Source organism: Erysipelatoclostridium sp. AM42-17 (assembly GCF_003480255.1).
GTDB lineage: Bacteria > Bacillota_I > Bacilli_A > Erysipelotrichales > Coprobacillaceae > Faecalibacillus.
Genome location: NZ_QUIN01000031.1, coordinates 1 through 25,598, shown reverse-complemented (window position 1 = coordinate 25,598; position 25,598 = coordinate 1). Strand labels below are relative to the sequence as shown.

The window sequence follows — 25,598 nt, the reverse complement described above, 5'->3', positions numbered from 1 at the left end:
AATGACCGTTAATATTAACGGTCATTCTTTTTTTCATTTGTAATAAACATATCATAGATTGCTCTAATTGCTTCTTCAAAGTGAATATTTTTAACGCCAACAATAATATTTAATTCAGAAGATCCTTGATCAATCATTTTAATATTAATATTCTTTTGAGCTAATGCAGTAAAGACTTTAGCAGCCGTACCACGACCATCTCTCATGCCTCTACCAACAATAGCAATTAAAGCTAAATCAGATTCTAATTCAATTGAATCTGGTTCAACAGCACGATGAATACCTGCTAAAATTTGTTGTTCCTTATCAATAAAAGCTTTGGTTTCAACAACAATAGTCATTGTATCAATACCTGAAGGTGTATGTTCAAAAGATAATTGATTATCTTCTAATACTTGTAATACCTTTCTACCAAAACCAATTTCACTATTCATCATATCTTTTTCAATCATGATTGTAGCAAATCCTTTTTTACCAGCAATACCAGTAATAACATGATCTGGTTTATGACAAGTGCTTTCAACAATTAAAGTACCAGCATCTTCAGGCTTATTAGTATTTTTAATAACAATTGGAATTCCTTGACTTCTTACTGGGAAAATTGAATTTTCATGTAAAACACTTGCTCCCATATAAGATAATTCACGTAATTCTTTATAAGTAATCGTTCCAATGACATCAGGATTATCAACAATGCGTGGATCAGCAATTAAACATCCTGAAACATCAGTCCAGTTTTCATATAAACTTACATTTCCATTTTTCGCAACGATTGAACCTGTTACATCACTTCCCCCACGTGAGAAGGTCTTAATTTCATTGCTTCCGTCATTTTTAGCACCATAGAAACCTGGAATAACAGCATTTTCTACAGAAGCTAATTTTTCAGATAATTTAGGATCTGTCATTTCAGCATCATAGTTACCATGTTCATCAATAAAGATAACGGTAGCAGGATCAATAAATTCAAATCCTAAATAATTTGCTAGGACAATACCGTTTAAATATTCACCACGACTCGCAGCATATTCAATACTCACTTGATCCTTAAATGCTTTTTTAATTTTATCAAATTCTTCGCTTAAATCTAATTTTAAATTTAATTCATCAATAATATCTTGATATCTTTGTCTAATTGTCTCAAAAGTTTTTCCAAACTCTTTTCCACTTTTTGCATAATATGCTTTATACAACAAATCAGTGACTTTAATATCATCTTTAAAACGTTTCCCCGGTGCTGATGGAACAACATAACGACGTTCTGGATCACTATGGATAATATCAGCTACTTTTTTAAACTGCGTTGCATCAGCTAAAGATGAACCACCAAATTTTACAACTTTGACCATCTTTTGTCCTCCCTATATATAATTGATAATAAAATAACATTTTTTTCTTATTTCTTCAATATAATTTCTATTTTATTATTCGATTATATGAATTTGTTTGGTTAATTCTTTCATTGTTTTTAACTGAAACATACTTTTGTTTCAGATAAATAGTGCAGTTCACTTTTCCAATTATGATAAGTACTGTAACTGATACCAGCAAGATTACATATTTCTTTCATATTAAAATACTGACTATAATACAAAAGATATACCCAATTTATATTAATATAACGCTGGTTATCTTCATTTTCTTCATCAATGATATAAACATCAGGAGTGATATCTCTTTCTATATAAATACGCTCATCAATATTAACACTGTTTTCATAAGCAATATCACTAAAAAAATCATTGATATCTAAATGAACAAAATAAGATAACCCATAGTCATCAATTAATTTTTGATTTATGAATATTTTCATCTCTTAACTCCTTTTTTATTCAATGTAGGACAAATATATACTCATGTCAATTATTCTTTGATAAAATGAATGGACCATGTATATAATAGATATTGGGTGAAGACAATGAGTTTACTAACAAAATTAGAATATCAAATAGATTTTAGTTTAAGTGAAAAAGATATCGCTAACTACATATTAGAAAATAAATCATCAGTAGTTGAAATGAAAATATCTGATTTAGCTAAATCAACCTATACTTCTCCAGCAACCATTAGTCGTTTATGTCGTAAATTAGGAGAAGCCAGTTATCGTGATTTTCAAGTCCATTTTGTGGGAGAAATACAATCCCATAATAAGGAACAGGTTGATTTTAATCGTCCTTTTTTACAGGAAGATACGATTGATGAAGTAAGTCAAAAAATCAATGATTTATATTTAAAAACAATTGCTGGAACAAAAGCATTAATTGTTCAAGAACAACTTATGCAAATTGTTGAGTTAATTGATCAAAGTCCAATTCTTGACTTGTATGCATGGGGAGATTCTTATTTATCAGCATTGATGTTTGAACATAAAATGACATACATCAACCAATTAGTCAGTTTAAAACATATTCCTACTGAACAAAACCAAAGAGCTTTATATTCTAATGAACATACTGTAGCTTTAGTAATTTCTTATTCCGGTAAGTCTGATGAAATGAAAAAGATTGTTAAAATTATTAAAGAAAAAAAGGGAAAAGTTATTGCTTTAACATCAATGAATGATAGTTATTTAAGAAAGAATGCAGATTATTGTTTAACATTATGTTCTAAAGAAAATGTTATTGATAAAATTGCAGCTTATTCTTCTAAAATAAGCAGTGATTATTTATTAGATTTAATCTATTCATTATTATTTCAAAAACACTACCAACAATACATTAATCAAAAGATTGATTTACAAAAAGAATATGATCAAAGAAGAAATGAAATAATGGATGAATAAAAACATTGTTTTCATTTAAAAACAATGTTAGGATAAGCAAGGTGATGGAAATGAAAAATACAAAAATCATGATGATGATTTTATTAGGAAATTTAATTTTAGCTTTTGCTGTAGCGTGTTTCACGCTACCTTTAAATATTGTTGTTGGAGGAACAACCGGTTTAGGATTAATAGGGAAAGCGTTATTTAATTTACCAATATCTTATACTGTAATGATTGTCAATGTTACTTTATTTGTTGTTGGTTATTTTGCATTAGGAAAAACTTTTGCCTTAACAACACTTGTTTCGACTTTTGTCTATCCGGTCTTTTTAGAAATCATTCAAAGTATTCCTTATATCCAAACTATTAGTAATGATATTTTATTGTCGACAATATTTGGTGGTGCTTTATCAGGAATAGGGATTGGTCTTGTTATTAGAGCGGGTGCCAGTACAGGAGGAATGGATATTCCACCGATTATTTTACATAAGAAATTCGGTTTTAATGTCAGTGCCATGGTTAACTTATGTGATGGATTGATTATTGTTGCTTTAATTGTTGTTTATCCACCAATTCAATTATTGTATGGTATTTTATCAACTGTCATTATGTCATACGCTATTAATAAAGTTCTTATTCTAGGTGAAAATAATATGCAATTATTAGTCATTAGTAAAAAGTATGAACAAATTAGAGAAGCTTTTATTCATGAATTAGATTACGGTGTTTCTTTAATTAAAATGGAAACAGGATTTACTAAAGAAGATAGTAAAGCTGTCTTGTGTGTTATACCTCCTCGTAAAATTGCTAGTGCTAAAGAAACAATTAATAAAATTGATGATCATGCCTTTGTGACTATTAGTCCCATTAGTGAAGTAAGAGGTAAAGGATTTACTTTAGACCGTGAGTATTTAAAAACAAATATTTCTTAAGCAAAAGGTTAAACTTTTGCTTTTTTATGATTATATGGACAAAATTAAATAAATAATGACAATTCAAAATATTGTGTTATAATGATGAAGTTATTAAAGGAGCGATCATATGAATATTAGAAATATAGCAATTATTGCCCATGTCGATCACGGGAAAACGACATTAGTAGATCAATTATTAAAATTATCAGGAACATTAGACGATCATGAACAAATTGATGATCGTGCAATGGATAGTAATGCCTTAGAAAGAGAAAGAGGAATTACTATTTTAGCTAAAAATACAGCTATTAATTATAAAGATTATCGTATTAATATTATGGATACACCAGGTCATGCTGACTTTGGTGGAGAAGTAGAACGTATTATGAATATGGTGGATGGGGTATTATTAGTTGTTGATGCCTATGAAGGAACAATGCCTCAAACACGTTTCGTTTTGAAAAAAGCCTTAGCTGCTAAAGTAAAACCAATTGTTGTTATTAATAAAGTAGATAGACCAGTGACACGTATTCCAGAAGTTATGGATGAAGTATTGGAATTATTTATGGAATTAGGAGCTGATGATGATCAGTTAGATTTCCCAACAGTTTATGCTTCAGCATTACAGGGTACATCAAGTTTAGACCCAGATATTGCAACACAAGTACCTAATATGGATTGTTTATTTGATATGATTATTAAAGAAATTCCAGAACCATTAGTTGATGAAGAAGGTGGATTACAATTCCAACCAGCTTTATTAGATTACAATGATTATGTTGGACGTATTGGTATTGGACGTATTCAAAGAGGGAAAATGCACGTTAATGAATCAGTAACATGTGTTAGAGCTGATGGTAGTCATACTCAATTTAGAATTCAAAAATTATATGGATTCTTAGGATTACATCGTATTGAAATTGAAGAAGCAAGTGCGGGTGACATTGTTGCGATTGCTGGACTTGCTGATATTGGTGTGGGAGAAACAGTATGTACAACAGGTAAAGAAGAAGCTTTACCACTATTACATGTTGATGAACCAACAATCCAAATGGTATTTGGTACAAATACTTCACCATTTGCAGGACAAGATGGTAAGTTTGTTACTGCTAGACAAATTGAAGAAAGATTATTTAAAGAAACAAATCGAGATGTTTCCTTAAAAATTGAAAGAATTCCTAATAGTGAAGAATGGATTGTTTCAGGACGTGGGGAATTACATTTATCAATTTTAATTGAAAACATGAGACGTGAAGGATATGAATTACAAGTATCTAAACCTAAAGTTATCATTAAAGAAATTGATGGTGTCAAATGTGAACCATATGAAGAAGTTAATATTGAAGCACCAGATGATTGTATTGGTAGCGTTATTGAATCTTTAGGATATCGTCGAGGAACATTAGAAAATATGCATTCTCAAGATGGTCAAACTTCAGTTACTTATACAATTCCTTCAAGAGGAATGATTGGATTTATGACTAACTTTTTAACAATGACAAAAGGTTATGGAATTATTTCACATTCATTCTTAGAATATCGACCATTAGAAGGAGATACAGTAGGAGAAAGAAACTTAGGTGTTCTTGTTTCTATTGATAGTGGACAAACTACGGCTTATGCTCTAGGTGGCGTTGAAGACCGTGGAGTAATGTTTGTTGGTCCAGGTGTAGATGTATATGAAGGTATGATTGTTGGAGAACATACAAGAGACAATGATTTAGTTGTCAATGTTACTAAAGGAAAACAAATGACAAATACCCGTTCTTCTTCAAAAGATTCTACAGTTGTTTTAAAGAAACCTCGTCACTTTAATCTAGAAGCTTGTTTAGATTATATTAATGATGATGAATTGGTAGAAGTAACACCAGAACATATTCGTTTAAGAAAACGTTACTTAACAGAATTAGAAAGAAAACAACAATATAGAAAAGGTAAATAAGGTAAAACTTATTTACTTTTTTTCATATATTTTATAGAATGACAATAAGAAGCGGAAAGGTAAAAGCATGAAAAATAAAAAAGGATTTACATTAGTAGAAATTATTGTTGTTCTCGTTATTTTAGCTATTCTAGCAGCAATAGCAATTCCTTCAGTAATGGGGTATGTAAAAGAAGCAAAAGAGGCTAAAGAACTAGCTAAGGTACGCGAAACTGTGATAGCTTCGCAAGTAACATTAGTAAAATCTTTTGCCTTTGAAAATGGAAATTCGAAGCAAGATTACACTAAAAATATGACGTTACCTCAAAATATGAATGATGATTTAATTAATCATCTTGGCTATACTCCTTACATTTTGATGTTTGTTACAGGAACATACGATTCAACTAAAACGACAAGTAAGCCAGAAGATGCTTATAAACTTTATGGAATTGTTTATCAAGAAACTGAAAATTCTAAACCATGGTTTAATGATGGTAAAACTTGGAGTCATAAGTATTTATGGAATGATGGTGGTAAAAAAGGGAGACTTATTGATTCTATAAGTGTAGGTGGTAATTCAGCCATTCGAAAAAATGTGTTAAGTACAAATAAAAATATTGAACTTACAACGTATATTGTCTCACGTCAAAATGAAACAAATGTGGATAAAATAAAGGGGAATAATGATGGTGGTTTTTGGGATAATTTAAAAAAGATAAGCGATTAATGAAAACGCTTGCACAAATAAAAATGCATGATATAATGTGATTAGAGAAAACAAAGTGATAAAACAAAAAGAAAGGTAAAATGTGACGCATAGAGTCAAATGAGATATCCAAGTACCTGATTGATGTTTTACACAAGATAAGCTTTTTTATTTATCTTAAAGTTCTATCCAAAATATATCCAAATAAGAAAAAGCAAGACTATTAGGTCTTGTTTTTTCTTATTTAAAAAAATATGCTATAATGGTAAAGACTCAAGGAGGTAATAATATGAAACGAATGTTGGTTGTACTTTCGATTTTAATGATTTTAGTCGGATGTCAGTCAAAAAGTGATGTACAAACTCTTTTTGTAGAAAAAGATAACAAGTATGCTTTGTGTGATAATGAAGGTAATCTTAAAACAAAGTTTATTTATACAAAATATGAACCTGTTGGTTTAGATGGTTATATTGTTAAAGATAAAAAGGGATACCATTATTTAGCTCATGATGGTAGTGAACTTATTAAGGCAAAGAAAAATGTGAAACTATCAGCATTAGAAAATATCGTTGTAGGACAAAATAAACAACAATACACACTTTATGATAGTGAAGGAAAAGTGATTTCTAAAACAAATAAGAAGACAAAAATTATCATAGATGAATTACCAATTGTTTATAAAAATAAACAATATCAAGTTTTAGATCAATATGGTAATGAAATTGAAAAGTCTAAAAATAAAGTGGTTAAAGTAAGTGTTTATCATCATCGACATGTTCTCATCTGTTATCCTAAAAAAATAACATTATATGATGGTTTAGCTATTGAAAAAAATAATGATGAAAAAGGTCAATTTTTAACTGTTAAACTCAGTGGCACTTATAGTTTATTAGATTATAGTAAAAAGAACGGTTATTTATTATATGATGCTAATCAAAAACAATTAGTAAGAGTAAATCATAAGGGGAAAGTTGTTTTTAAACAAGAATGTGATATCACAGAAGCTCATTTTAAAAATAACGCTATTGTGGCTACAAAAGATAATGATACTTATATTCTTTCATTAGATGGAAAGACTTATCAAAAGGTTGATGGTTATTATTATGATGCCACTCATTATGTAGTAAAAAATAAACAATATATTTATGGTCCACATCAATTTGTTAGTGGTAAAAAGACATTAGATGTTGATGGTATCCAAATTAATCCAATGACGAATTATGTGCAATATCAAATTTTCAATGTTTATAAACGAGATCAAGGATATCAATTTTATAAATTTAATGGTCAATTAGCGTTTAAAGGATCATTTAAAGAAGCTACTGATTTTGATAACGCTAAAAGAGCCATTGTTTCTAAAAAAGAAGATCAATACTATTTAATTGATTTACAAGGTCAAAAAGTCTCAAAAAATTATCAAAGAATAGAATATATTGGTCATGGATATTATGCTGGTTATAAAACAAACAGTAAATATGAAGTGATTGATAAAAATGGTAAAAAAGTCATTAAAGATTATTTTATGGGAAGCAAACAAATTATTAGTGATAATGATGAATTATTAGGTGTATTTAATAAAAGTGGAACAACTTATGTTTATGATTTAAAAGAAAATGAAGTGCTCTTTTCAAAAGAAGGGGAACTTACATATAAAGATGGTTACTTTATTAAAGAAAACCATAAAGGGTATTACGATATAGAAGGAAATGTAATTTATAAGAGGTAAGATATGAGTGTATATTTTTATATGTTAGCATCATTTTTCATTATCTTAGTGATGTTAAGAGTTGTATTTGGTGAAGTAGAAGGACGTCAATCAAGAAAAAGAGTTAATATTCGTTATTTCTTATTATTTGATAAGAAATTTGAATATCGTCAACAAATTTCAATGTTAATATTAGGAATGTTTTGTTATTTGATGACATCTGATGAAAAAATGTTTTCTACATTATGGTTATTTGAACTAGTTGGTTTTGGAGCAGTAGCGATGATAGGTGACGCTATTGGACAAGTTCTTTATTTCTATTATGTTAAACTTCGCTTTAAAAAGGATATTCAAGAAGCAAAGGAACTAAAAGATGGAATTGAAGAAGCTTTAAAACATCAAGATAATCAATTAATGCAACAAACAATGCCTAATTATAACCCTCATCAAGTGATTGCTTCTTATTTTAAAGAAGAAAATCATGTTGCTTTTGTCAGTGTAGATGGTGGGGAATTTGTGAATCAGTTTGATTATTTACCTCCTATTACTTATGTTGTAGAAGGAAATGTCAACAAAGCAAATGAAACATTAGCTAACAAAGGGGTAAAAGTAACAACAGTAACACAAAATGGTAAAATGCCTTTCAAAGATGAAAAGATTGATGTGATTGTTAATGAATTAGCTAATTATGATAAATTTGAAATGTATCGAGTTTTAAAACCCGGTGGATACTTTATTGTTGATCAAATGGGTAGTGACAATTATAAAGAGATTATCAATATGTTTATTCCTTTTAAAATGAAAGGACAATGGAATAAAGAAGCTTGTCAAGATACACTAAAAGAAATAGGTTTTGATATCGTTGATGGTTTTGAAGATATGGGACATCTTCGCTTTGATTCACTATCAGCTTTATTAGCTTTTATTAAAACAATTTCTCCAGAAAGAGTAGACCGATATGAACAATTTATTAATTTCTATGCAGCTGCATTGAAACAATTAAAGAAAAATCATTACTATGATTTAACAACACATCGCTTCCTTGTTGTAGCTAGAAAAAAAGGATAGATTCAATGAAAATTTGAATCTATTTTTTATTTGTTTTGAATTTTAAAATAAAATTTTATTGATTTTATGGACTTTTTTTAGTGCTAATGAAAGCGCATAATTTTTTTTTGAAAATGGGTGGAAATAACGAGAATTAGATGTTATAATCATGGTATAGAAATTTTAAGGAGGAGTCATATAATGGCAGAAAAATTATCATTTGTCGTATCTGATCCAGTAGGATTACATGCTAGACCAGCTACAATTTTAGTTAACCAAGCAAGCAAATTTACAAGCAATATTAAATTAATTTATAACGATAAAGAAGTTAACTTAAAATCAATCATGGGAGTTATGTCTTTAGGTGTTCCTACTAAAGCAACAGTTGAAATTGTTGCTGAAGGTGATGACGAAAAAGACGTAATCGCTTCAATTGCAAAAGTAATTAAAGAACAAAAAGTTGCTGAATAGTAACTAAAAGGAATCCTAAGGATTCCTTTTTTTATCTGGAGGTATTATGAAAAAAATAACAAAAACGAATGCACTAAGAATGCTAGATAAACATCATATTGACTATGAAATATTAGAATATGAATATGATGAAGAACATTTAAGTGGGGATCATATCCTTCACCAAGTTGATTTAGCAGCAAGCCAAATTTATAAAACTTTAGTACTTCAAGACCATGATCGACATTATCTAGTATGCTGCATTCCTATCTTAGAAGAAATTGATTTAAAGAAACTGGCTAAAGCGGCACATGTTAAAAATGTAGCTATGATTCATCAAAAAGATTTACTTTCTGTTACGGGTTATATTCGTGGTGGTTGTAGTCCGGTAGGAATGAAAAAACAATTTCCAACTTATTTTCAAGAAGATATTTTAAAAGAAGAAAAAGTGGCTTTTTCTGCTGGCAAAAGAGGTATGCAAGTTGTTTTAAAACCTCAAGATATAATTGATATGGTTCAAGGAAAACTTGTAAGTGTAATAAAGGAATAATAAAGATGTTACAGTGTTATTATGGAACAGGTAAAGGTAAAACAACAGCAGCGGTTGGTCAAGCTATAAGAATGAAAGGCGCTGGATATCAAGTCTTATTTATCCAGTTTTTAAAAGATGGTCAAAGTAGTGAAATACCCATGTTAGAAAAGTGTGGTATTAAAGTGGTGTATAAAAAGATGCCGCAACTCTTTATTGATATGCATGATCCACAAATGATCAAAGAAGTCAGCCAATTAGAGAATGAACTTTTTGATTTAATTGATGAAAAATATGATGGGATTATTTTAGATGAATTATTAGATGTTATTTCTTTAAATTTAATTAATGAAGGAAAAGTTTATGATCGTTTGCTTCAATTAAAGAAAAACCATGAAGTTATTCTTACTGGTAGAATGCCTAATCATAAAATAAAGGTGATACTAGATTATTCTAGTGAGATAAAAAAACATAAACATCCTTATGATCAAGGAGTCAAAGCAAGAAAAGGTATCGAGTTTTAGTTAATAAAATGTCATAATTTCATGATGAAAATGAATGGTTATTTTAATATATGTTTGATATAATGGTAATAAGAGGTGAATGACATGAATTATAAAGAAGAATACGAAAGATGGAATGTCTTTGAAGGTATGGATGCCGGATTAAAATCCGAATTACAAGCAATGAATGACAAAGAAAAAGAAGATGCTTTTTATACGAATCTTGAATTTGGTACAGCAGGTATGCGTGGTGTACTTGGTGCTGGGACAAATAGATTAAACATTTATACAATTAGAAAAGCTAATGTTGGATTTGCTAAATATGTGCTTGGTTTACCTGAAGGAAAAGAAAGAGGAGTGGCTATCGGTTATGATAACCGTCATATGTCTTATCGTTTTGCTATTGAATCAGCAAAAGTGTTAGCCACATATGGTATTAAATCTTATATTTTTGAAAGTTTAAGACCAACTCCTGAATTATCATTTGCTGTTCGTTATTTAAAATGTGCGGGTGGAATTATGATTACAGCAAGTCATAATCCAAAAGAATATAATGGTTATAAAGTATATGATGATACTGGATGCCAACTTATTCCAGAATGGGCAGATCAAGTTGTTGGTTATGTAAATGAAGTGGCTGATGAATTAAAAATTGAGGTTGTCAGTGATGATGAAGCTTATCCTTATATGACATGGATTGGTGAAGAAGTAGATGAAGCTTATTATAAAGAAGTCATGTCAATTGAAGTGAATCCAGGAATGGAAAAAGATGATTTTAAAATTGTCTTTTCACCACAACATGGTACAAGCAATATTCCAGTTAGAACATGTTTAACACGTTTAGGATACAATATTGTTCCTGTATTAGCACAATGTGCACCTGATCCTGATTTTTCTAATACAGCATCACCAAACCCTGAAGTTCCTTGTTCATACGATTTAGCTATTAAAAAAGCTAAAGAAGTTGATGCTGATGTTGTTGTTATTTGTGACCCTGATGGAGACCGTTTAGGCGTTGTTGCTAAACATGATGGGGAATATGTTTTAATGTCAGGAAATCAATCTGCTGCAGTTTATCTTGAATACATTCTTTCTCAATTAAAAGAACAAGGTAAATTACCAGCTAATGCAGTGATGTATAATACAATCGTAACAAGTGATTTAGGTGAATTAGTTGCCCGTAGTTATGGTGTTGATGTGGAAAAAACATTAACAGGATTTAAATTTATTGGTGATAAAATCCGTAAATATGAAGCAACCAAAGAAAAACAATTTATTTTTGGTTATGAAGAATCTTATGGTTGTGTAGTAAAAGACTTTGTTAGAGATAAAGATGCTGTTCAAGCAGTATTAACTGCTGCTGAAGCAGGAAATTATTATAAAAAACAAGGTAAAGATTTAATTGATGTTTTAAATGAATTATATCAAAAACATGGTACATTTAAAGAAACACAAGTTGCCCTTGCTAAAGCGGGAGCTGCAGGAGCTACAAGAATTAAAGAAATTATGGATAATTTAAGAAAAGATGCACCAACAGTTATTGGTGGTGTTAAAGTTACTAAGGTTGAAGATTACCAAAGTAGTACATGTTCAGATGGTTCAACAATTGATTTACCAAAATCAAATGTACTAAAATATTATTTAGAAGATGGTTCTTGGATTGCAGCAAGACCTAGTGGAACTGAACCAAAATGTAAATTCTATTTCTCTATTAAGGGTGTAGATGCAAATGATGCTGCAAGTAAAACAGAAGTATTCCAAAAAGATATGATGAAAATTATCGGTGAATAAAAGATAGCTAAGCTATCTTTTTTCATCTTTTGAAAACAGGGATATAAAAAATAATCTTGTTATATAATACTGGTGAAATGAATATTGGAGGTAAATGTTATGGGATTTCCTAAAGGATTTTTATGGGGTGGCGCAGTTGCTGCCAATCAATGTGAAGGTGCATATTTAGAAGATGGTAAAGGATTATCAGTACCAGATATGTTGTTAGGTGGAGATGTTAATACACCAAGAACATTCTTACCAAAGACTGATCCAGAAGCTTTTTATCCAAGTCATGAAGCTATTGATTTTTATCATCATTATAAAGAAGATATTAAATTATTTGCTGAAATGGGATGGAAAGTATTTAGATTATCAATTAACTGGGGACGAATTTTTCCAAATGGTGATGATGAAGAACCTAACGAAGCAGGTTTAGCTTTCTATGATAAAGTATTTGATGAATGTCATAAATATGGTATGGAACCATTAGTAACATTATGCCATTATGAAATACCTTGGAATATCGTTACTCAATATAACGGTTTCTCTGATCGTAGAGTTATTGATATGTTTGTTAAATACGCAACAACATGTATGAAACGTTATAAAGATAAAGTTAAATACTGGTTAACTTTTAATGAAATTAATATTGCTTGTATGGGTGAAGGTGGAATTGGAAATTTATATGGTCTAGGATTAATGGATCCGGATGATGTAAGTGCTGATCATAGAATTCCATTAAATGAATTAAAATCTAATGAACAAATTACATTTGAAGCATTACATAATGAATTTGTAGCAAGTGCTAAAACAGTTATTGAAGGTCATAAAATCAATCCTAATTTCATGATTGGTAATATGATTGCTCATACAACATTATATCCACTTACTCCTAATCCAAAAGATATCTTAGCTGCTTATAATGAAGATAACTTAAAAAATAATTTTTGTGGAGATGTACAAGTACGTGGAGAATATCCAACATATATCTTTAGATATTTTAAAGAACATAACATTGATACTTCTTATATTAGTGAAGAAGATAAGAAAATCTTAAAAGAAGGAACAATTGATTTCTATACATTCTCTTATTATATGTCTAACTGTGTTACTGTAGATGAAAACGCAGAACAAACAGCAGGAAATATGTCAAAAGGTGCTAAAAACCCATATTTAAAAGCATCTGATTGGGGATGGCAAATTGATCCAGATGGTTTAAGATACACATTAAATATCTTACATGATCGTTATCCTCATACACCATTAATGGTAGTAGAAAATGGATTCGGTGCTTTTGATAAAGTAGAAGAAGATGGATCTATTCATGATGATTATCGTATTGAATACTTCAAGGGACATGTTCATGCGATGAAAGAAGCTGTTGAAGATGGTGTACCATTAATTGGATATACAACTTGGGGACCAATTGATTTAGTATCAGCTGGTACAGGACAATATGCTAAACGTTATGGATTTATCTATGTTGATCGTCATGATGATGGAACAGGAGATTTCTCTAGAAGTAAAAAAGATTCATTTTACTGGTATAAAAAAGTATGTGAATCAAATGGTGAAGAAATTTAACTACAGTTTAAAAACTGTAGTTTTTTCGTCTGTTTTACAATTTTTGTATTTCAAGTTGATTATGATATAAAAGGCTAAATCGTTTTGATATTAAAATGAAAACGCTATAATATTTAATGAAGATATATTTTATCTATGATATAATAAAATATATGAAAAAGGAGTGAATACACATGTTTGATAGTTTTTTAATTCATACTTTCCATGATGGAAATTGTTTACAGGCGTATAAAATCTTCGGAGCACATTTTGTTAGTGAAGAAGGGCAATTAGGTGTTCGCTTCACAGTCTATGCACCACATGCTTTAAGTGTACAAGTGGTTGGCGATTTTAACAATTGGGATGGAGAAAAACATTATATGGAACGTTATAATGATGGGGGTATTTGGTCATTATTTGTTCCCGGAATTAAGCAATATGATATTTATAAATATCGTATTGAAACTCCAAATGGAGCGTTAGTAGATCGTGCTGATCCGTATGCTTTTTTTAGTGAGTTAAGACCTGCTACGGCTTCTAAAGTGTTTGATATTGAAGGGTATAAGTGGAAAGATAAAAAATGGTTAGAGAAAAGAACAAAGAATTTTGATCGACCACTTAATATTTATGAAGCCAATATTGGTTCTTGGAAGATGAAAAGAGAAAGTCAAGGCGAAGGAGATGATGGGGAATTTTATTCATATGAAGAACTTATTGATGAAATGATTCCTTATGTTAAAAATATGGGTTATACCCATATTGAAGTCATGCCTTTAACAGAATATCCTTTTGATGGATCATGGGGATATCAAGCTACTGGTTTCTTTAGTGCGACAAGCCGTTATGGAAATCCAAAACAATTAATGGCTTTTATTGATGCTTGTCATAAAGCAGATATTGGTGTCATTATGGATTTTGTACCGGCACATTTTGTTAAGGATGGTCATGGTCTTCATATGTTTGATGGCGGTTTTGTTTATGATTATGAAGATATTAATCGTCGTTATAGTCCATGGGACAGTGTTTATTTTGATTTAGGTAAAAATGAAGTAAGAAGTTTTTTACTAAGTAGTGTTGATTTCTTTGCTACATATTTTCATATTGATGGTTTTAGATTTGATGCTGTCAGTAACCTTATTTATTACGAAGGTAATAAAGAATTAGGTGAAAATATTGGTGCAATGGAATGGATGAAACGATTGAATGGACATATGTCAGGTTATCATCCAACAGTGATGATGATTGCTGAAGATTCAACTGATTATCCAGGAGTAACAAAACCAGTTGGGGAACATGGTTTAGGTTTTGACTATAAATGGGATTTAGGTTGGATGAATGATACTTTGAAATATTTTAAATTAGATCCTATTTATCGTAAATATGATCATAATCTTATTACTTTTTCAATGGCTTATTTTTCATCAGAGAGATTCTTATTAGAGTTTTCTCATGATGAGGTAGTTCATGGTAAAGCAACCATTATTAATAAGATGTGGGGCTTAACTGGTGATAAGTTAGCACAAGTTAAATCACTTTATCTTTATATGATGGTTCATCCAGGTAAGAAATTGAATTTTATGGGAAATGAACTTGGTGAATATCGTGAGTGGGACGAAAAGAAATCACTTGGTTGGGAAATCTTAAAGTATCCAGATCATGATGCTTTTCATCATTATATAAAGAAATTAAATGAAATTTATCGTAAATATCCGGCTTTATATGAAGAAGATTATGATTATCGAGGATTTGAATGGTTGGTTGTTGATGATAATGAACAAAGTGTTTTTGCAATTCAAAGAACAGATAAACAAGGAAATAAGATTGTTGCAGTCATGAATTTTGTTGGTAATCGTCATGAAAAATATAAAGTACCAGTTAACGTAGAGGGAAGCTATAAGGAAATTTTAAATACTGATCAAGATATTTATTCTGGTAGTCACTTTATTAATCCTCGAGCTATTCGCTCTAAAAAGACAAAGAAGACGGATCGTAGTCCACTTGTTAATAAAGATCATTATATTGAGGTCAATATTGCCCCCTTTAGTTCAATGATTTTTGAAGTAAAACCTTCAAAGAAAAAAGTAGTAACAAAAAAGGAGAAATGAGATGTTTAAAAATAAAGAAGAATTTAAGTTTGAGTTTTCAAGAAGAATAATTGAATCTTACGGACGTACTGTTGAAGAAGCACATATTACTGAAAAGTTTTTAACATTAGAAACAATGGTAAGAGATTATGCGTCTGTAAACTGGGCCACTACTAAATCCGTAGTCAAAAATAATGAACAAAAACAAATGCATTATTTTTCAATGGAATTTTTAATGGGTCGTTTATTAGTAAATAACATGATGAATCTTGGTATCTATGATATTGCTAAAGAAGGACTTGCTGATTACGGTATTAACATTCATGATTTAGAAGAATTAGAAAGTGATGCTGGTTTAGGAAATGGTGGTTTAGGTCGTTTAGCTGCCTGCTTTATGGATTCATTAGCTTCATTAGATTATCCTGGTCATGGAAATAGTATTCGTTATGAATATGGTTTATTTAAACAAAAGATTGAAAATGGATATCAAATAGAACTTCCTGATCAATGGATGAAAACAGGATTTATGTGGGAAGTAAGAAAACCAAAACATCGTGTACCGGTAAAATTCTTTGGGCGTGTTGTATGGAATGAAAGTACTGGACGTTGGGAACATGTAGATGCAGTTGTTGTCAATGCAGTACCTTATGATGTACCAGTCGTTGGTAACGATACAACAACAACGAATACATTACGTTTATGGTCTGCTGAGCCAAGTGATGATATTCCTGCTAACAGCGACTTTAGACAATATGTGCAAAATGTAAGAGATATTTGTCAATGTTTATATCCTGATGATTCTACTCCTGCAGGTAAAATGTTACGTTTAAAACAAGAGTATTTTTTTACTGCTGCTGGGATCGCTGCTATTGTTAAAGCGCATTTAAGAGTTTATCCTAACTTAGATAATTTCCACGAAAAGAATGTTATCCAACTTAATGATACGCATCCAGTACTAGCAATTCCTGAATTAATGAGAATTTTAATTGATGAACATAATTATGAATGGGAAGACGCATGGGATATTGTGACGCAAACATTTGCTTATACAAACCACACAATTTTAGCTGAAGCATTAGAAACGTGGCCAATTAGCACAATGCAAACACTTTTACCACGTGTTTATCAAATTATTGAAGAAATTCACCGTCGTTTTATTGGTTATGTAAAAGAAGTATCACATCGTGATCAAGAATTAATTGATCGTGTGATGATTTTAAGAGATGGTACTGTTTATATGGCAAGACTTGCTATTGTAGGAAGTTTTAGTGTAAATGGGGTAGCACAATTGCATACTGATATCTTAAAAGAACGTGAATTAAAAGACTTCTGTGATATTTTCCCTAATAAATTTAATAATAAAACAAATGGTGTTACTCATCGTCGTTGGCTAGCCTATAGTAATCCTCAACTTGCTTCTTTAATTACTGAAACAATTGGTGATACTTGGGTTAAAAAACCAGAACATTTAGAAGATATAATGGAACATGTCAAAGATCCAATCTTACAAAATCGTTTCTTAGATGTAAAACGTGAACGTAAACAAATCTTAGCTGATTATATTAAGGAACATAATGGTATTGAAGTGAATGTTGACAGTATTTTTGATATCCAAGTTAAAAGATTACATGCTTACAAACGTCAATTATTAAACATTTTACATGTTATTTATGAATATCAAGAAATGAAGAGTAATCCAAACTATCGTATTTATCCTCATACTTATATCTTTGGAGCAAAAGCAGCAAGTGCTTATTACTTTGCTAAAAAAGTTATTAAATTAATTAATAGTGTTGCTGATGTAGTCAATAATGATCCAGAAACAAATCAATACTTAAAAGTTGTTTTCTTAGAAAATTATGGAGTTACTTTAGCTGAAAAGATTATGCCTGCAGCTGATGTATCTGAACAAATCTCAACTGCTGGTAAAGAAGCAAGTGGTACAGGTAACATGAAATTTATGATGAATGGTGCGATTACATTAGGTACTTTAGATGGAGCTAATGTTGAAATTTCTGAGCGTGTAGGTGATGAAAACTGTGTCATCTTTGGTTTAAAAGATCAAGAAGTTAAAGATTTAAAAGCATCTGGAAATTATCATGCATGGGATTATTATAATAATGATATGCGCATTCGTCGTGCGGTAGATAGTTTAGTTAATGGTACTTTCCATGAAAATAAAGAAGAATTTAGAGTTATCTTTGAAGAATTAATGAATCGCAATGATGAATATTTATTATTGGCTGATTTTGCTAGTTATGTTGATGCTCAACATAGAGTAGCAACACTTTATCAAGATAAAAATAAATGGGCTGAAATTTGTTTAGTTAATATTGCTAAAAGTGGTTTCTTCTCAAGTGATCGTACAATTGAACAATATGTTCATGATATTTGGCATTTGGAAAAACTTAAATTCTAATCGAATACATCTTACAAGGAAACTTGTAAGATGTATTTTTTTACATAATATGAATATAATAAATAATGGATATTAAAATTTATACTGTTCTTTTGAAAAGAAAAAGTATATATTAATAGTAGTGGACATAGTACAAATAATTTAACTAGAGTACTTTTATAGTACTCTTTATTAGCGACTAATAGTAAATGAGGTTATAAGTAAAGAAACGAGGCGGTTTGATGGAAAAATATAAAGCAAGGATGTTAGCTTATTTGATTGATCTAGATAAAATAGAAGTTCAGTATTCTAATCATTATTATCAAGGAATGTGTACGAATTTCTATTTAAGAGATTTAAATAATGGTTCATTAATATCAATGAATATTGTATCAGAAAGAAAAGATGAAAAAGATCATTATTATTATTTTGAAAATGTACAGATTAATTTATATCATCAATATCAAGTGGTTGATGGCTATGGATTAAGTGAAACATTACAATATACAAAGTTAGTGAATATGCCTCGTTTTGATGAAGTATTCCAATATCATGGACATGATTTAGGAGCAACATATACTCCTGATGAAACATTATTTAAAGTATGGGCACCTACAGCCTTAGAAGTCATGGTTAAAGTAGAAAACCAATGTTATACCATGAAAAGAAATGAGCATGGTGTTTTTTCGGTGATTATTGATGGTGATTTAGATAATAAGACTTATGTCTATCTTGTTAAACATCACTTATGTTTTCATGAAGCCGTTGATCCTTATGCTTATGGAAGTAGAGAAAACAATCAGGCAAGTGTTGTTGTGGATATTGACCGTTTTGATGATTCTTTATATAAAGAGGATTTGCCAGACATTTCAAGAAAAACTGATGCCATTATTTATGAGGCAAGTGTACGCGATTTTACGATGGATGAAAGTATTTACGCTACTTATCCTGGTAAGTTTTTATCAATGGTGGAATCCGGACTAAAAACACCGGGTGGTCATCCTGCTGGAATTGACTATTTGGTTGAATTAGGAATTACACATCTTCAATTAATGCCTATTTTTGATTTTGCTACAGTAGATGAATTACATCAAAAACAACTCTATAATTGGGGATATGATCCCATTCAATATGGCATTCCTGAAGGAAGTTATGCTTTAGATCCTCATGATGGTTATAGTCGTATTCAAGAATGTCGTGAAATGGTTCAAGGACTGCATAAAAAAGGCATTCGTGTCATTATGGATGTGGTTTATAATCATATGTATGATGTTAATGACAGTGCTTTTGAAAGAATTGTTCCAGGTTATTATTTTAGAAAAAATGATCAAGGTGAACTATCTAATGGTTCTTGGTGTGGTAATGATTTAAATACTAAAGCATGGATGGTAAGACAATATATTAAAGATATGTGTAAAAGATGGCAAGTATTATATGGTATAGATGGATTTAGATTTGATTTAATGGGAATTATTGATGTAGAAACATTAAATCAAGTTTATCGTCAAGGAAAAGATATTGATCGTCATTTTATGATGTATGGTGAAGGCTGGAATATGGATACAGCCCTTGATAATGAAGAAAAAGGAATGCAGGATAATCACGATAAATTAGTGCCTATTGGTTTCTTTAATGATTATTTTAGAGATACATTAAAGGGTGGCAGTGGTGATCAGTCATTAGCTCAAAAAGGTTATTTTACGGGTAATATGTATAACTGTGAAATTAGTGGTGAATGTATGAAAGCGATGCGTTATCAAGAAGTAGTTCAAAGTATTAATTATTTAGAATGTCATGATAATGCGACGATTTATGATAAATTATTAGTTTGTAATCAAGAAGAAAATGAAGAAACAAGGAAGAAAAGACAGTTAATGATGAATATGACTTTACTGTTATCACAAGGGATTCCTTTTATTCATTGTGGACAAGAATTCTATCGCAGTAAGGGTGGTAGAGGAAATACTTATAATTGTCTAGATGATATTAATAAAGTGGATTGGTCATTACTGGATAAAAATCGTTATAGTATTGATACAATCAAGAAGTTAATTTCTTTAAGAAAAGAAAATATTGCTTTTGGTTATGAAACTAAAGAAGAAGTGAATCGTTATGTGAGTGCGAAACATATCAATTATGAAGTTTTAAGATATGGTGTTAAACAAGATGTGGGAATATATAAGGAAATCTTTGCTTATATTAATCCTTCTTATTGTAGTTATCAAATTGATGATATGGCTGGATATGATATTATTTATAATGATAATGATTCAAGCGACCAGTTATCAGCAATTTCAATGAAAATATTTGGATTGAAGAGGTAGAATATGAAGTTAATTATTGGATTAGGAAATCCTGGTAATCAATACCAGGGGACAAGACATAATGTCGGATTTATGGTTTTAGATCAACTGGCAAATAAATGGAATGTAAATATCAACCAAGATAAATTTAAAGGATTATATGTAAAGACAAACTATCAAGGTGAAGCTGTTATTTTACTTAAACCACAAACTTATATGAATTTATCAGGTGAATCAGTAAGACAAGTGATGGATTTTTATAAAATAGAGAGAGAGGATATTATTGTTATTTATGATGATTTAGATATGCCTGTTGGTAAATTACGTTTAAGAGAAAAAGGAAGCGCTGGTGGACATAATGGTATTAAAAGTATTATTAGTCATGTTGGTGGACAAGATTTTAAGCGTATTCGAGTGGGAATTGAAAGAAGTAAAGTGATTCCTGTAGTAGACTATGTTTTAGGTAAGTTTACTAAGGAACAAAAGCCTTTCATTGATCAAGGAATTCATCAAGCTGTAGAAGCAATCGAAGATTGTTTAGAACATGATTTTCATCACGCTATGAATCAATTTAATTAGAGGTTATTATGGATAAGTTATTGAATATATTAAAAGCTAATCAAGCATTTCAAGCTCTATTAGCTAAAAATAAAAATTTAGTTGTTAATCATATTCAAGATGAAGCGCTATTAATATCATGCGCTTTTTTATCGTTGAATCAAGATATTGTGATTATCAAAGAAAATCAATATGAGGCAAATTTGCTATACCAACAAGTTTCTAAACTTATAAAAGAAACAGTTTATTATCCCGTTGATGAATCTTATCGTATTGAAAGCCTAGCTGCTTCACCACAGCTTTTAAGTCAACGTATTAATGCACTTTATCAATTATCAAATAAGGGACATCATTTACTTATTAGCCACGTTCATGGTTTGATGCGCTATGTTCCTAGTAAAAATATTTTAAAACAATACTGTAAAAAAATTAAAGTTGGTCAAACTTTAGATATTTATGAATTACAACAATTTTTAATTCAAGCTGGATATCAAAGAACCAATCGTGTTGATCAACCTCTTTATTTCTCTAAAAGAGGTGGGGTTATAGATGTGTTTTCTAATCAATATGATTTACCAGTCAGAATAGAATTCTTTGATGATGAAATTGATTATATTCGCTTTTATGATCCTAAAACTCAAAGAACAGTAGAAAAAATTAACGAAGTTGAAATTATTCCTGCTAGTGATATTTTATATGATGATCAAGAAGTCAATCCGGTCATTACAAAAATAAAAGATTTAGCCCAAAAACAATTATCAAGTATGGATGAACTTTATCATGATGAGCTTAATGAAAAGATTGAACTAGACATTGAAAATTTACGTAATCATGATACCAGTGCAACAAACTATGCTTATTATCATTTATTTAAAAATGTGACCAGTATTGCTCAATATTTGGATCATCCACTTATTATTCTTTCTCATCAAAATGAAATTAATTTTCAAATGAAAAACTATATTTCTGAAAACCACTATTATTATCAAGAACTTGCTTCAATAGGTAAGGTTGTCAGAGGTCTTCATTTATATCAAGATTTTTATCAAGTGATAGGTGATCAATATATATGTTTTGAGTCTATTTCAGCAAAAGAGGGAGATGTTTTATTTCATAGTCATCAACTGATGTTTGATCGTTCTAAAGAAGGAAAAGTGATTCAACAAATTAAAGATTATTTAAAAGATAATCGGGTTTTGATCTGTTTAGAAAACAAACATCAACTTCAACTTATGGTAGAATTATTTGACCGTCATGAAATGCATTATACACTGATTGGAAATGACAATCAAATCTATGATGGTATTAATATGTATGTAGGTAATTTATCTCAAGGTATTGAATTAGTTGATGAAAAAATCATTATTCTTACTGATTATGAATTATTTGGTCACGTAGAAGTAAAGAAAGGAAAATATGTTAAATACAAAGGTGCCCGTGTTATCAAAGACTATCAGGAATTAAATATTGGTGATTATGTTGTTCATGATAGTTATGGTATTGGTCAGTATCTGGGAATTAAAACATTAGAAGTAAAGGGATTCCATAAGGATTATTTATATGTTGCCTATGCCGGAGATGATAACCTTTATATTCCGGTTGAACAATTCAAACTGGTTAGAAAGTATGCCAGTGGTGATGGCAAAGTACCTAAACTTCATGCTTTAGGAAGTAGTCAATGGAGTAAGCTTAAACAAAAAGCTAAGAATAAAATTGATGATATTGCTGAACAGTTGATTAGTTTATACGCTAAAAGAATGGCTCAACCAGGATTTGCTTTTAGCCAAGATAATGAAATGCAAATAGAATTTGAAAAAGAATTTGGTTATGCACTGACACCAGATCAACAACGTAGTGTTGATGAAATTAAAGCAGATATGGAAAAACCACAACCCATGGATCGTCTATTATGTGGAGATGTTGGCTTTGGGAAAACAGAAGTGGCTTTAAGAGGTGCTTTTAAAGCTATTTTAGACCAAAAACAAGTTGCCTTTTTATGTCCAACGACCATTTTATCAATGCAACATTATAAAACAGCATTAGAACGTTTTAAAAATTTTCCAGTAGAGATTGCTTTATTGAATCGATTTACAACAACGAAAGAAAAAAACAGAATCTTAAAAGGAATTCAAGATGGTACGATAGACTTTGTTATCGGAACACATCGTATTCTTTCTAAAGATATTAAATTTAAAGATTTAGGTTTATTGGTTATTGATGAGGAACAACGCTTTGGGGTTAAACAAAAAGAAAAGATTAAAGAATATCGAGAAACAATAGATGTTCTTTCACTTTCAGCGACGCCAATTCCAAGAACTTTACAAATGTCTTTAATGGGAATTAGAGGATTATCACAAATAGAAACACCACCTAAAGATCGTTTACCAATTCAAACTTATGTAATTGAAAAAAATGATGTTTTAGTTAAACAAGTCATCGAAAGAGAACTAGCAAGAGGAGGACAGGTTTTCTATCTTTATAACCGTACTCAAGATATTAATCAAGTGGCTTATAAAATTTCTTCTACTATTGAACATGCAAAAGTAGCTGTAGGACATGGTCAAATGGATAAAGATGAACTTGAAGATGTCATGTTAAAGTTTATGAATAAAGAATTCAATGTACTTGTTTGTACAACAATTATTGAAACCGGAATAGATATTCCTAATGCAAATACAATTATTGTTGAAGATGCAGATCATTTTGGTTTAGCACAGTTATATCAAATTAGAGGTCGTGTTGGTAGAAGTAATCGAGGGGCATATGCCTATTTATTATATTCTAAAAACAAGATGATGAATGATGAAGCCATGAAACGTTTACAAGCTATCAAAGAATTTACAGAGTTAGGTAGTGGATATAAAATTGCCATGCGTGATTTATCCATTCGTGGTTCTGGTGATATTTTGGGTGGTAAACAAGCTGGTTTCATTGATGATATTGGTTTTGAAATGTATATGAAAATCTTACAAGACGCCATTAACCAACGTAAGGGTATTGAAACTAAACCAGAAGAAGAATTAAAAACTTTACCTATTCAAGTTGATGGTTATATTCCTGAAAACTATGTGGAAAGCGATTATGAAAAGTTAGAATTGTATCAACGTTTAGATCAAGTCAAAGATATGCAGGGACTTGTTTCTTTAAAAGGTGATTTTGTTGATTATTATGGAAAATTGCCTCATGAGGTTGAATTACTGATTGAAAAGCGTAAATTAGATATCTTAGCGCATCATCAAGCTATTGAATCAGTAGAAGATTATAAAGATCAATTAAGAATTAAATTTACTAAAGAAGCATCGAATAAGATAGCTGGTGATGAATTATTTATGCTATGTCATCAATTATTCACAAAACCACAATTTAAGGCTTTAAATAATCAAATTATTCTCATGTTACCAAAAGGTGAACAATGGCTAGAACGTGTCAATCAATTATTAGAAACAGTCATAAAAAATAAATAGTGGCTTTAGGCCACTTTTTTACTATTCATTTATGTTATAGCAGATTACGTTATTGATATTGTACTTTTAAATAACAAGTGAATAAAATAGAAGTAAAGAAAGGGTGAAAATAATGAGAAAAGTAAGATTAGGTAAAACAGATATATATGTTAATGCTGTAGGACTTGGTTGTATGGGATTAACTCATGCTAGTGGGATACCACTTCCTAAAAAACAAGCAGTAGAAATATTACAAAAGGCTCATGATATGGGTTATGATTTTTATGATACAGCACAATGTTATACAGGAATTAATCCGGATGGAAGTATAGCTTATAATGAAGAAGTTGTTGGAGAAGCCATTAAACCATTTAGAAAAGATATAATTTTATGCACTAAATTTGGAGTTAAACATATGGGCGATCATTTAGAATTTGACAGCAGCCCTCAAACAATAAGAAAATCAATAGAAGAATCATTAAAAAAACTACAAACAGATTATATTGATATTTATTATCAACATCGTATTGATCCTGAAGTGGAACCTGAAGTTGTCGCTAGTGTTATGAAAGAATTAATTGAAGAAGGTAAAATTAAGGCTTGGGGTATTTCGGAAACAAATGAAGAATATTTAAGAAGAGCGCATGCGATTTGTCCGGTTACAGTTATTGAAAACAGATATTCAATGATGGCAAGATGGCATGAAAATTTGATGCCTGTCTGTAAAGAATTAGGTATTACATATGTTGCCTTTTCACCACTTGCTAATGGAGCACTTTCAGGAGCTTATCAATCTATTAAAGATTTTGGTAGCGGAGAACAAGATTTTAGGGTTGATATGCCACAATATAGTGAAGAAGGTATTAAAAAGACTAATGAACTTGAACTGAACCCAATTTGTTGGACAGATGAATTTCAGATAGTAACGATTATT

19 protein-coding genes are annotated in these 25,598 nt (G+C 30.2%); 17 read left to right on the top strand and 2 right to left on the bottom strand.

Features of this window, described 5'->3' with window-relative positions:
- Positions 1–14: 14 nt before the first annotated feature.
- The gene (locus DW911_RS10180; RefSeq protein WP_118433814.1) at positions 15–1,349 is read right to left on the bottom strand and encodes an aspartate kinase; all 1,335 of its coding nucleotides are present in this window, start codon (positions 1,347–1,349) and stop codon (positions 15–17) included.
- Positions 1,350–1,468: 119 nt separating this feature from the next.
- Positions 1,469–1,813, bottom strand: coding sequence for a hypothetical protein (locus tag DW911_RS10175; protein ID WP_118607784.1), 345 nt, complete (start codon positions 1,811–1,813; stop codon positions 1,469–1,471).
- A gap of 105 nt (positions 1,814–1,918) precedes the next feature.
- Between DW911_RS10175 and DW911_RS10170 the strand changes: the two genes are divergently transcribed.
- From DW911_RS10170 to DW911_RS10095, 17 genes are all read left to right on the top strand, one after another.
- On the top strand, positions 1,919–2,782 hold the full coding sequence (locus DW911_RS10170; protein ID WP_158568239.1) for a MurR/RpiR family transcriptional regulator: 864 nt from the start codon (positions 1,919–1,921) through the stop codon (positions 2,780–2,782).
- Positions 2,783–2,832: 50 nt separating this feature from the next.
- Positions 2,833–3,696: a YitT family protein gene (locus DW911_RS10165; protein ID WP_158568240.1), complete on the top strand. Its 864-nt coding sequence runs from the start codon at positions 2,833–2,835 to the stop codon at positions 3,694–3,696.
- A gap of 109 nt (positions 3,697–3,805) precedes the next feature.
- Positions 3,806–5,620 (top strand): translational GTPase TypA, encoded by a 1,815-nt coding sequence (gene typA, locus DW911_RS10160; protein ID WP_118433822.1) that lies wholly within the window; start codon positions 3,806–3,808, stop codon positions 5,618–5,620.
- 67 nt (positions 5,621–5,687) lie between these two features.
- Positions 5,688–6,329, top strand: coding sequence for a prepilin-type N-terminal cleavage/methylation domain-containing protein (locus DW911_RS11305; RefSeq protein ID WP_118607783.1), 642 nt, complete (start codon positions 5,688–5,690; stop codon positions 6,327–6,329).
- A 268-nt stretch (positions 6,330–6,597) separates the two neighbouring features.
- Positions 6,598–8,034, top strand: coding sequence for a hypothetical protein (locus DW911_RS10150; RefSeq protein WP_118607782.1), 1,437 nt, complete (start codon positions 6,598–6,600; stop codon positions 8,032–8,034).
- 3 nt (positions 8,035–8,037) lie between these two features.
- Positions 8,038–9,081, top strand: coding sequence for a class I SAM-dependent methyltransferase (locus DW911_RS10145; RefSeq protein WP_118607781.1), 1,044 nt, complete (start codon positions 8,038–8,040; stop codon positions 9,079–9,081).
- Between the two features lie 180 nt (positions 9,082–9,261).
- Positions 9,262–9,531, top strand: coding sequence for a phosphocarrier protein HPr (locus tag DW911_RS10140; protein WP_118433830.1), 270 nt, complete (start codon positions 9,262–9,264; stop codon positions 9,529–9,531).
- 46 nt (positions 9,532–9,577) lie between these two features.
- The gene (gene ybaK / locus DW911_RS10135; RefSeq protein WP_118433832.1) at positions 9,578–10,060 is read left to right on the top strand and encodes a Cys-tRNA(Pro) deacylase; all 483 of its coding nucleotides are present in this window, start codon (positions 9,578–9,580) and stop codon (positions 10,058–10,060) included.
- 5 nt (positions 10,061–10,065) lie between these two features.
- The gene (locus tag DW911_RS10130; protein ID WP_118433834.1) at positions 10,066–10,563 is read left to right on the top strand and encodes a cob(I)yrinic acid a,c-diamide adenosyltransferase; all 498 of its coding nucleotides are present in this window, start codon (positions 10,066–10,068) and stop codon (positions 10,561–10,563) included.
- 84 nt (positions 10,564–10,647) lie between these two features.
- Positions 10,648–12,333 carry a phospho-sugar mutase gene (locus DW911_RS10125; protein ID WP_118607780.1) on the top strand — a complete coding sequence of 562 codons (1,686 nt, stop codon included), beginning with the start codon at positions 10,648–10,650 and terminating at the stop codon, positions 12,331–12,333.
- A gap of 99 nt (positions 12,334–12,432) precedes the next feature.
- Complete coding sequence (locus DW911_RS10120) at positions 12,433–13,899, top strand: glycoside hydrolase family 1 protein (RefSeq protein WP_118433838.1); 1,467 nt, start codon at positions 12,433–12,435, stop codon at positions 13,897–13,899.
- A 173-nt stretch (positions 13,900–14,072) separates the two neighbouring features.
- Positions 14,073–15,983: a 1,4-alpha-glucan branching protein GlgB gene (glgB, locus tag DW911_RS10115; RefSeq protein ID WP_118433840.1), complete on the top strand. Its 1,911-nt coding sequence runs from the start codon at positions 14,073–14,075 to the stop codon at positions 15,981–15,983.
- Position 15,984: 1 nt separating this feature from the next.
- Positions 15,985–18,381 (top strand): glycogen/starch/alpha-glucan phosphorylase, encoded by a 2,397-nt coding sequence (locus DW911_RS10110; protein ID WP_118607779.1) that lies wholly within the window; start codon positions 15,985–15,987, stop codon positions 18,379–18,381.
- A 221-nt stretch (positions 18,382–18,602) separates the two neighbouring features.
- A complete protein-coding gene (gene pulA / locus DW911_RS10105; RefSeq protein ID WP_199669476.1) occupies positions 18,603–20,684 on the top strand; it encodes a type I pullulanase in 2,082 nt (693 codons plus the stop codon).
- Positions 20,685–20,687: 3 nt separating this feature from the next.
- Complete coding sequence (pth, locus tag DW911_RS11055) at positions 20,688–21,242, top strand: aminoacyl-tRNA hydrolase (RefSeq protein ID WP_118432794.1); 555 nt, start codon at positions 20,688–20,690, stop codon at positions 21,240–21,242.
- Positions 21,243–21,250: 8 nt separating this feature from the next.
- Positions 21,251–24,685: a transcription-repair coupling factor gene (gene mfd, locus DW911_RS10100; RefSeq protein ID WP_118607778.1), complete on the top strand. Its 3,435-nt coding sequence runs from the start codon at positions 21,251–21,253 to the stop codon at positions 24,683–24,685.
- 112 nt (positions 24,686–24,797) lie between these two features.
- Positions 24,798–25,598, top strand: an 801-nt coding sequence (locus tag DW911_RS10095) for an aldo/keto reductase (protein WP_147365879.1), incomplete at its 3' end; no start/stop codon positions are given.

Bases quoted from the DNA above. Each gene is read 5' to 3' on its own strand.
- DW911_RS10130 (WP_118433834.1), top strand. From the start codon at position 10,066: ATGTTACAGTGTTATTATGGAACAGGTAAAGGTAAAACAACAGCAGCG.
- DW911_RS10125 (WP_118607780.1), top strand. From the start codon at position 10,648: ATGAATTATAAAGAAGAATACGAAAGATGGAATGTCTTTGAAGGTATG.
- typA (WP_118433822.1), top strand. From the start codon at position 3,806: ATGAATATTAGAAATATAGCAATTATTGCCCATGTCGATCACGGGAAA.
- DW911_RS10110 (WP_118607779.1), top strand. From the start codon at position 15,985: ATGTTTAAAAATAAAGAAGAATTTAAGTTTGAGTTTTCAAGAAGAATA.
- DW911_RS10165 (WP_158568240.1), top strand. From the start codon at position 2,833: ATGAAAAATACAAAAATCATGATGATGATTTTATTAGGAAATTTAATT.
- DW911_RS10120 (WP_118433838.1), top strand. From the start codon at position 12,433: ATGGGATTTCCTAAAGGATTTTTATGGGGTGGCGCAGTTGCTGCCAAT.
- mfd (WP_118607778.1), top strand. From the start codon at position 21,251: ATGGATAAGTTATTGAATATATTAAAAGCTAATCAAGCATTTCAAGCT.
- DW911_RS11305 (WP_118607783.1), top strand. From the start codon at position 5,688: ATGAAAAATAAAAAAGGATTTACATTAGTAGAAATTATTGTTGTTCTC.
- DW911_RS10175 (WP_118607784.1), bottom strand. From the start codon at position 1,813: ATGAAAATATTCATAAATCAAAAATTAATTGATGACTATGGGTTATCT.
- DW911_RS10145 (WP_118607781.1), top strand. From the start codon at position 8,038: ATGAGTGTATATTTTTATATGTTAGCATCATTTTTCATTATCTTAGTG.
- DW911_RS10140 (WP_118433830.1), top strand. From the start codon at position 9,262: ATGGCAGAAAAATTATCATTTGTCGTATCTGATCCAGTAGGATTACAT.
- DW911_RS10180 (WP_118433814.1), bottom strand. From the start codon at position 1,349: ATGGTCAAAGTTGTAAAATTTGGTGGTTCATCTTTAGCTGATGCAACG.
- DW911_RS10170 (WP_158568239.1), top strand. From the start codon at position 1,919: ATGAGTTTACTAACAAAATTAGAATATCAAATAGATTTTAGTTTAAGT.
- glgB (WP_118433840.1), top strand. From the start codon at position 14,073: ATGTTTGATAGTTTTTTAATTCATACTTTCCATGATGGAAATTGTTTA.
- pth (WP_118432794.1), top strand. From the start codon at position 20,688: ATGAAGTTAATTATTGGATTAGGAAATCCTGGTAATCAATACCAGGGG.
- ybaK (WP_118433832.1), top strand. From the start codon at position 9,578: ATGAAAAAAATAACAAAAACGAATGCACTAAGAATGCTAGATAAACAT.
- pulA (WP_199669476.1), top strand. From the start codon at position 18,603: ATGGAAAAATATAAAGCAAGGATGTTAGCTTATTTGATTGATCTAGAT.
- DW911_RS10150 (WP_118607782.1), top strand. From the start codon at position 6,598: ATGAAACGAATGTTGGTTGTACTTTCGATTTTAATGATTTTAGTCGGA.